This window comes from Bradyrhizobium manausense (assembly GCF_001440035.1).
Lineage (GTDB): Bacteria > Pseudomonadota > Alphaproteobacteria > Rhizobiales > Xanthobacteraceae > Bradyrhizobium > Bradyrhizobium manausense.
Window position 1 is genome coordinate 43,363 of the sequence record NZ_LJYG01000012.1, and the last position, 8,482, is coordinate 51,844.

Sequence of the window (8,482 nt, forward strand, 5' to 3'; positions counted from 1 at the left end):
CGACCTTCCCATCATAATGAAGTTGGAATGTTCTTATGAGGCTCGTACGTGCAATCGTCGGCTTGGCCCTGTTGGCAGTTGGATTGTACGTTATTATCGGCGAGCACTTCGCTGGAACATCGGCGGATGCTACACTCAATGCTCGACTCTACATCGTTCGGGCCCCGATCGAAGGAACAGTGACGCTTGCCGTAAAGAGCATCGGCGCGCGCATTAGTCCCGGCGAGCTTATAGCAGAATTGAACGACCAACGCTTCGATCCCGCGAGACTTCTTGAGCTTGATCGCGATCGCACGAATCAGCAGATCGAGCTCAACCGTCTCGTTGGCCAGCGAGAGGCCTTGTCCGCATCCCGGTCTCGCTTCGATGTTCAATCAACTGATTACCAGCGCGGCAGGGTTCGGCAGATTGAGGCTCGAATTGCCGAAACGAAAGCAGCTCAAGACGCTGCGGCCGCGCGACTTCGTCAAGCGGACGCAGAATTCAAGCGTGCAAATGAGCTAAGCACGCGTGGTGTACAGACGGTGGCGAATTTGGATCGCGCTCGCGCAACTTACGACGTCGCTCAGCAAGAACTGGAGAGTGCGCAGCAGCGAGTGAATTATTTAGAGACGGAACTTACGTCCGCCCGCGACGGCGTCTTCATCGGGGAGTCCTATAACGACGCTCCCTCCTCGGCCCAACGTATCCGCGAGCTCGAGCAGAGGCTGGCCGAGCTGAATGTCGACAAGGAGCAGGTGAAGGCACGTATTGTACTGCTCGACGGGCAAATCGATGCCGAGCGTCTTCGTGTCAATAGTTTGAGCTTCGCTACTCTTAATGCCAGCGTCGTTGGCCTAGTCTGGGACATACTAATAGACGATGGCCAATACGCGCGCCGCGGCCAGGATCTCATCAAGATCGTCGACTGCAGTACACTGATCGTCACTGCGGGCGTCAGCGAATCTCTCTACGACGGTCTCTCGGTGGGAACTGCCGTGCAATTTCGGTTGTTTCGCGATGACCGTGTTTTCAATGGAACCATAACTCGCCTTGGCGGATCCGGGGCGACCTCGCTTTACACCAATCTTGCTGTGGGTCCAAGTGCACAACATCTCCAGCGCTTTGATGTCACCGTGACTGTTCCAGACCTTGCAGGAGAGGCAGATCTCGGCTGCGCGATTGGACGTACTGGACGCGTTATCTTCACAGCCGGCCCAATCGCACAATTCCGTCGCTTTATCACGCGGTACGGACTCTGATGCTTCTGCTGTCGCCGTTCGTCGCTGCCTTCGCAGGCGCCGCCTTCATAATTGGGCTTCGCCTTACCGTCCTTCCGTTGCTTAATCCGTTGAAGTGGTATTGGCGCGCTCTTCTCCTGGGGACGGCTACCGTACTGTCTTGGCGTTATATGGCTTGGCGCTTCACCGAAACACTGGCACCGCTCGACTGGACTGCGGACGCGCTGTTCAGTTGGGGATTCGCCATACTCGAAGCTCTGACGATGCTTTCCTCTACCATCGCGTTTTTCATACTGTCGCGGGTGAAAGAGCGGTCGGCAGAAGCAAACCAGTACTCCAAATGGTGGCTGCCTGGAGAAGCGCCGCGCGTCGATGTTTTCATCACGACTTACAACGAGCCGTCGGAAGTGCTCGAGCGCACGATCATTGGCGCGACCGAAATCCGCTATCCACGGCTTCGGATTTTTATTCTCGACGACGGCGCCAGGAATTGGGTGAGGCAACTTTGCGAGCTGTACGAAATCGGATATCTCGCACGCTTGGATAAGGAGCACGCTAAAGCGGGGAACATCAACCACGCACTTCGCGTGCGCGCCCGCGATCCTGCCCCCCCGGTCTTTGTCGCTGTACTTGACGCAGATTTCGTTCCCCATGCGGACTTCATCGAGCGGACACTAGCGTTGTTTCACGAGCCAGGCGTCGCGCTCGTGCAAACACCGCAGCACTTCTTCAATCCTGATCCGATCCAACATAACCTGGGAATAAGCACCGCATATCCGGATGAACAACGTCATTTCTTTGACAACGTCGAGCCAGCGCGGGACGCTTGGGGGATTGCCATCTGCTGTGGGACATCATCCGTAATGCGGGTCCGGGCCGTCGAGCAGATTGGCTGGATTCCAACACAAAGCGTAACCGAGGATTTCCTGCTCACCCTTAAGCTTGCGGAGAACGGCTGGCAAACTGCGTACCTTAACGAGGCATTAACTGAAGGTTTGGCTCCCGAAGGATTGAAAGAGTATATTACTCAGCGTGGACGGTGGTGCCTTGGCCTGATGCAGATTGTCCGCGGCTCGTACAGCCCCTTCGGCATGCGAGGCCTTGGACTGATGCATCGAATCGGTATCCTCGATTCATTGCTCTACTGGCTCAGCACCTTTCCCTTCAGGCTTGCCAGCTTGATTTGCCCCCTGTTGTACTGGTGGTTCGGTATCACCATCGTGAACGCGTCGCTGGTGGAAATTATCAGTTATTATGTACCCTATTACCTAATGGTTCTGGTGTCCCTGAACTGGCTTTCAAAAGGGTTGTTTGTCCCGCTTCTCAACGATACGGCTCAACTGATCGCGGCCTGGCCCATCAGCCGGGCAGCTGCTCTCGGGCTTCTGACCAGCGGATCGCATAAATTCTCGGTGACGGCCAAAGGCGGCGACCGTGCCAAGGTCGTTGTCCAATGGGCGTTGATGCGACCGTTTCTACTCCTGCTCGCACTGACGCTCGGCGGCCTGATCGTGCCGTTGAACTCCGATTTCGTCTTCAATACGTCCCCAACAGCGGGCGACGGCACGGCTATCGTGATGTTCTGGACAGTTTACAACATACTGGTGCTGTTCGTGGCAGTCGTGGTGTGCATCGAACGACCGCGATACGATCGACCTCAGCGCCAGATCCCAGAACCCATCACGTTGGTGATCCAAGGTGAGAAACACCGCGGATGGCTTCTCAATCTGGGCCGGGGGGGCGCTCGAATCAGCGGTCCATCCGGGCTTTCCGCCGGAGCAGAAGGAAAGCTCGACCTGCCCGGGATTGGCGGAGTGGACGCGCATGTTGCTGCGACTACCCGTGATGGCTATCGAATCAAGTTCTCTCCAACTCCTGAGCAAAGGGCGAAAATTATCAAGAAGCTTCATACCGAATCGGCCATGCCAGGGGCCGATCGAGGGAACCTCTTGCAAATGATCCGCGAGTTGGCGCGAGCTCTAACGAGTTGAGGAGCGTGAGATGCCGAAAAGACCGAGCTTACTCTCCTTGGTGTTCTGTGGAGGCACCTTGCTCATATTGGTGCCTGCCGTGGTGACCGCAACGATCTACACGGCCTTGCTACAGCAACGGGGAGAGCAGTTGCAATTCGACGCGCTAAGGATTCGCGGCGAAATGAGTTCCGCGCTGTTGGCCCGCCGGCTCTATGGAGTTTGGATGGATGTAGCTCGGTCCGCTGAGCTCATTGACCCGGCAGATCTTAAGAGTGCGCGAGAACACATCGACTTCTTGAGCCGCCTTGATCGACGCTACACTTGGCTCGGCGTTGCGGATCTCGAAGGGACCATTCTCGTGGCTAAAGACGGCATGCTCGAAGGAGTAAGCGTTGCACAGCGACCTTGGTTTAAGCGGGGCCTTGTCTCGCCGGCGGCTATCGATGTGCATGCCGCTCAACTGCTGGCCACCCAGTTGCCTGCATCTCGTGAGCCCTATCGCTTTATCGACCTGGCAGCGCCGTTGCGCCACGCCGGCTCCGTTGCCGGGGTCATCGGCGCGCACCTTGACTGGAAATGGGTCGCAGAAGCCATGGACTCGTTGCAAGTGCCCGGCATTGACGTGCTGCTGCTTTCGGGTGATCGAACCGTCCTGTTTGGCCCGCCCGATCTCATCAACAAGCCGCTCAACATCGGCTCCGCGCTTGCGGCTAGTCGCGTGACGACTGCGTCTCTACGCGAGCGCTGGCCTGACGGCAGGGACTACTTCGCAGTAATCGTTCCGACGGTCGGCTTCGCAAACCTTCCAAGCTTCGGTTGGTCTCTTCTGGTTCGGCAGAGTACCGACGAGGCGCTTGCGACCAGCCGTAATTTAATCCGATCGTTCTGGAGGAGTTTCGGTGTTTGTGCCGTTGCCACACTAGCACTACTCTTTTGTGCGGCGCAGTGGCTGAGGACGCCGCTCCGCCGGCTCTCGAATACAGCGGAGGCCCTCTTGCACGATCCATCCGCCCGCCCGCCATATTCGGAGACACGCTTTAACGAAGCGGCGAGGCTCAGTGACGCGCTAGCTCGTATCCAGTCGAAGCTGATGGGGCACTCTGGTCGCAATTGAATCCAAGCACCGGATGGAGAAGACTAGTACCCGGAATCATAGCTGAGTGATACGTTTGTTTTTGAAGGGGCGCTGGACCTTTTTCTTGGTCTAGACGAAGCGCTCAGCTCTGTCGTTATAGGTTTTGATGTAGGCATCGATGTGCTGCTCGAGCTGTTTGAGGCTTGTGAATGAGGCGCCGCTCAACGACTGCTCCTGTAAGATCGAGAACCACACCTCGACCTGATTGAGCCAGGACGCGCTGGTGGGGCGTGAAGTGAAATTGCACATTGGGATGCGCCTTGAGGGGATGCGCCTTGAGCCAATCTTCGTTCTTCTTATGGGTGCTGAGGTTGTCGAGGACGACGTGAAGCTTTCGACCCGGAAAGGCCGCGGTAAGGCTGTTCATGAAATCGAGAAACTCGACACGGCGACGGCGCTTGGAATGCGTTGCGATGATCTTTCCGGTGGCGACTTCAAGCGCCGCAAACAGTGTTGTGGTGCCATGCCGCTTGTAGTCGTGGCTCTGGCCGGTCAAGGCGCGGCCATTGGGCAACTTCAGATGGCCCTGCGCTCGTTCCAAGGCCTGGGTCGAGGGCTTTTCGTCCACGCATAGGACGATGGCCTTGTTTGGCGGGGCGACATAGAGGCCAACCACATCGGCGGCTTTGGCCGTTGGGCGGCGGCGATCAGGGTGAGACTTCAGCGACAATCAGGGGTTCTTCCGCATATTTGGTGCAGGGTGCGGGATTCACGGACAGTTCGAATAAGGGCATAAGGTCGGAATCGCAGTCGACGCCCGTGATTCGCCTTGCTCCATGCCTTCTGCTCGCTGATTTCCTCCGAGCTTTCGATTGTCCAGATTCTTCCCCAGACCGACGGGGTGGTACTCGTGGCTCGGCCGAAGTCAGCGGTCTCACTCTGTCCCTGTTGCGGCTACCAGATGGATCGCGTCCACAGCCACTACGTGCGACGGTTAGCCGATCTGCCGTGGCAGGGGCGGGTTGTCGAAATCCGGCTTCACGCGCGGCGGTTTTGATGCGCGAATCCGCAATGCCCGCGTCGGTAGTGTCCAGAATCTTTCGCACATTCTTCAGGCGACGGCTCCGGTTTGCATGGTCTGTGGTTGGAAGAGAGGCTTCATATTCATGTAGCATTTCGCCGACCATGTCGTTCCGGCGATGTGACGAAGGCGAGCCGCAGCGAGGTTCAGACAGGACTGGCCGTCGGGAAATGCACCGACGACACGGGTGCGGCGGCGGATTTCCTTCATGATGCGCTCAAGAGGGTTATTGGTCCGAATTTTCCGCCAATGGATGTCCGGAAAGGCGTAGTAAGTCAGGGTCTCATGGACATTCTGCGCGATGAGATCGGCCGCCTTGCTCATCCTGGCGGTGCGCAAATCCGCGACGATCGCTTGCGCCTTCCGCTCGGCCGCGTCACGATTCTGGGCATGAATCGCCTTGAGCATGTGGCTCACCTCGCCAACCTTGGTCGAAGGCACATGGCTGAAGACGTTGCGGTAAAAGTGAACCATGCAGCGTTGATAGCGCGCCTCAGGCAGGAAATCGGCGACGCTCTCGACAAGGCCTCTGCAGGCGTCGGAAATGACCAGTTGCACGCCTCTGAGCCCCCGGTCGACCAGGTGGCGCAGGAACGCCGACCAGCCGGACTTATCTTCCTTGGCGCCCTCGCAGACGCCCAGGATCTCACGGAATCCTTCCGAATTGACGGCACTGGCGACCAGAAGCGAGACGTTGCGGACCTCGCCAGCCCAGCTGCGCTTCATCACGATGCCATCGAGGTACTGTAGGGATGCTCGCCTTCAATGCGCCGACGCCGCCAGGCCTCGATCTTGGCGTAAATCTTCTTGTTCAGGTTCGAGACCGTGCTCGGGCTGACCCGGGTGCCCCACAGGGCCTCGGTGAGGTCCTCGACCCGACGTACAGAAATGCCTGCCAGATACATCTCGATCAGGGCTTCCTCAACTGAGCTCTCCCGCCGGCGGTAGCGTTCGATGATCGCGGTCTCGAAGGTCTGCCGTCGCAGCTTCGGAATCTTCAGATTGACCTCGCCAGCACTGGTCTGCAGCGTCCAATCGTAACTGCCGGCCCGAGTATCTTGCCGCGCTTCACTGCGCTCGTACCGGCCCGCCCTGCAAAGCCGGTCGGCTTCCGCCTCGAGCATGGCGTTCAACGTCTCTTCCACCGTCCCGCGGACCATCTCGCCAAGATGATCCTTGATCCGGGCTTCGTCGATCTGGATCACCTGACCCATCGGCGGGGATGTCCCGATCGTTGTTGAACTAGGTCGGGCCGACGTCGCCGGAATGAATGTTACGCGGCCCTCGTGACTGGGCAACGGGGTTGATCGTCATGCGATTGTGGCGAGCTTGAAGAGCCGCACGCAGAACCGACAATTGCTTATGCGCCTTCAATCGTCGGAAGCCCTTGTTGGCTTCGATCATGCCGGCCGCGACCCATCGCAAGGCCATACCGGCATCCGCCAGCGTTTGACGTTGCGCGTGACGCGGCGAATGGTGCCCATCATGTTCTCGGCGATGTTGGTACAGGCGAGCGATCGACGAAGCTCCTTCGGCAACTTCAATCGGACGACAGTCAGGATTTCGTCGAGGCCTTCGAGGATGCTGGCCGCTACGCCGGGCCATTGCTGGTCGAGTCGACGCACGAGATTGCGGATCAATTTTTCGGCCTTGTCGGCGTCATCGAGCTCCCAGGCCTGGCGCAGCACCCGACGGGTGGCCGCATGATGCTCTTTCGGCAGGCGTTCCATGATGTTGCGCGCCTTGTGGATCTGGCAGCGCTGGATCGCAGCGGCCGAACCGAAGGTGCGGCGGATCGCCTTCGACAACGCCTTCGCGCCGTCGGCGATAAACAGTCTTGGCACCGTCGGGTCGAGCCCGCGCGAGATCAGGTTGTCCAGCAGGGCCTGAACCGTTGCGGCATTCTCGGTCGCCCCTTCCACCAGAGCCGGCGGATGCTTGTTGCCTTCGCCGTCAACCCCGATCGCGGCGACCAGCACGAGATCGTGCCGGTCAGTGGCGATACCTTGCTCCGAATGATTCACTCGGCTCCCTTGCCGGATTTCGTTGCCCCGACCGTTGTCGGCATCGACGATTGGGCTTGGCGTCGTGGCCAGCGATATGGAACGATCATCTGCGATCTGGAGCGCAATTGCGTGCTTGACCTACTTCCCGATCGTAACGCCGACAGTGTTGCGCGCTGGCTGAAGCGCTGGCCCGGAATCAAGGTCGTCGCCCGCGATCGTGCGGGACTTTATGCTGATGGCACACGCTGCGGCGCGCCCGACGCGGTGCAGGTGGCGGACCGCTGGCACCTGCTCAACAGTTTGGGGGACGCCCTGCGCCACGCGGTCGGCCGCCATCGTCACAACGTAGCCGCCGCCGTACAAATCATGGCGTCCGCGCAAAGACCGAAGACCGGCAGTTCCACGGCGCCGCCCGGCCTTGCACAGTTGCGGGCGGATCGAAAGGCTGCGCGACGCGAACGCTGGGATGAAATCTGTCGCCTACGCGAGCAAGGTTGCCCGACATCCAGGATCGCCCACCTGCTCGGTGTCGACAGACGCACTGTACAGCGCTGGCTAGCCGCTGGCGGCGAACCGGAGCATTCGCGTCCTTACAGACCTTCACATCTTATCGGTCCCTTCGAGGCGTGGCTCGAAGCGCGGTGGGCCTCCGGCTGCCAGGTGGGCCAGCAGCTTTGGCGAGAGCTTCAGCAACAGGGGTATACTGGAAGTCGGGTGACCGTCGCGCGATGGGCCGCGGACAGGCGTGCACGTGCGGACGCGGGAGGAACAGTACAACCACACCTGACCTGGAAAGCTCCCACGCGTCGTCGCTGTGCTTGGTACTTGAGCCAGGATCCGGATCAGATCGATGCTGAAGCCAGGCTGTTCCTCGGCCATCTGTTTGCGCAAGCTCCGGAACTCGCCACGGCGGCCGATCTAGCGAAGCGGTTTGTGTCCCTTCTCAGTGGTAGCGACATCGCCGAGCTCGATGAATGGATCACGCAAGCAGCCAACAGCGAGCTCAAGAGCTTCGCCAACGGCATCGCGCGCGACATCGATGCGGTCCGAGCGGCAATAACTACCTCCTGGACAACCAGTCCGGTCGAAGGCCAGATCAGCAGGATCAAAGCCATCAAACGACAAAT

At 59.1% G+C, this 8,482-nt stretch carries 5 protein-coding genes and 3 pseudogenes; 5 read left to right on the forward strand and 3 right to left on the reverse strand.

The features are described from left to right. Positions 1-83: 83 nt before the first annotated feature. The 3 genes from AOQ71_RS02050 to AOQ71_RS02060 are packed head-to-tail and all read left to right on the forward strand — an operon-like array spanning position 84 to position 4,307. Positions 84-1,241 carry an HlyD family secretion protein gene (locus AOQ71_RS02050; protein WP_162268300.1) on the forward strand — a complete coding sequence of 386 codons (1,158 nt, stop codon included), beginning with the start codon at positions 84-86 and terminating at the stop codon, positions 1,239-1,241. Further along, positions 1,241-3,211, forward strand: a complete 1,971-nt coding sequence (locus AOQ71_RS02055; RefSeq protein ID WP_057741076.1) for a glycosyltransferase — start codon at positions 1,241-1,243, stop codon at positions 3,209-3,211. Before AOQ71_RS02050 ends, AOQ71_RS02055 begins: the two co-directional genes overlap by 1 nt. Before the next feature lie 10 nt (positions 3,212-3,221). Then, positions 3,222-4,307 (forward strand): cache domain-containing protein, encoded by a 1,086-nt coding sequence (locus tag AOQ71_RS02060; RefSeq protein WP_057741078.1) that lies wholly within the window; start codon positions 3,222-3,224, stop codon positions 4,305-4,307. Positions 4,308-4,397: 90 nt separating this feature from the next. Here the strand turns inward: AOQ71_RS02060 and AOQ71_RS42310 are convergent. After that, a pseudogene (locus tag AOQ71_RS42310) lies at positions 4,398-4,962 on the reverse strand (IS630 family transposase); the annotation flags it as partial. A gap of 216 nt (positions 4,963-5,178) precedes the next feature. Here AOQ71_RS42310 and AOQ71_RS46955 point away from each other — a divergent pair. Continuing rightward, positions 5,179-5,325, forward strand: a complete 147-nt coding sequence (locus tag AOQ71_RS46955) for a transposase family protein (RefSeq protein ID WP_283809558.1) — start codon at positions 5,179-5,181, stop codon at positions 5,323-5,325. A gap of 54 nt (positions 5,326-5,379) precedes the next feature. On the opposite strand, the pseudogene AOQ71_RS02075 reads toward AOQ71_RS46955, so the two are convergent. Next, positions 5,380-6,563, reverse strand: a pseudogene (locus AOQ71_RS02075) (IS256 family transposase). 59 nt (positions 6,564-6,622) lie between these two features. After that, positions 6,623-7,334 (reverse strand): annotated as a pseudogene (locus tag AOQ71_RS02080) (IS256 family transposase); the annotation flags it as partial. A gap of 30 nt (positions 7,335-7,364) precedes the next feature. Between AOQ71_RS02080 and AOQ71_RS02085 the strand changes: the two are divergent. Next, on the forward strand, positions 7,365-8,482 hold a 1,118-nt coding region (locus AOQ71_RS02085), incomplete at its 3' end, for an ISL3 family transposase (RefSeq protein WP_205668186.1).